The sequence below is a fragment of the Klebsiella sp. 1SOBk10mer genome, from assembly GCF_046602535.1.
GTDB classification, from domain to species: domain Bacteria; phylum Pseudomonadota; class Gammaproteobacteria; order Enterobacterales; family Enterobacteriaceae; genus Klebsiella; species Klebsiella quasipneumoniae.
This window is the reverse complement of record NZ_JBKIUP010000084.1, coordinates 1-221: the sequence shown is the minus strand read 5'-3', so window position 1 is coordinate 221 and position 221 is coordinate 1. Positions and strand designations below refer to the sequence as shown.

The following is a 221-nucleotide window of genomic DNA, read 5'->3' as shown; positions in this document are numbered from 1 at the left end:
CCGCCAAAACATCTTCGGCGTTGTAAGGTTAAGCCTCACGGTTCATTAGTACCGGTTAGCTCAACGCATCGCTGCGCTTACACACCCGGCCTATCAACGTCGTCGTCTTCAACGTTCCTTCAGGAGACTTAAAGTCTCAGGGAGAACTCATCTCGGGGCAAGTTTCGTGCTTAGATGCTTTCAGCACTTATCTCTTCCGCATTTAGCTACCGGGCAGTGCC

The 221-nt window shown here is 51.6% G+C and carries 1 rRNA gene; it reads right to left on the bottom strand.

Going from position 1 to position 221, the window contains the following annotated elements:
* Positions 1-24: 24 nt before the first annotated feature.
* A 23S ribosomal RNA gene (locus ACLH1I_RS26740) occupies positions 25-221 on the bottom strand; the annotation flags it as partial.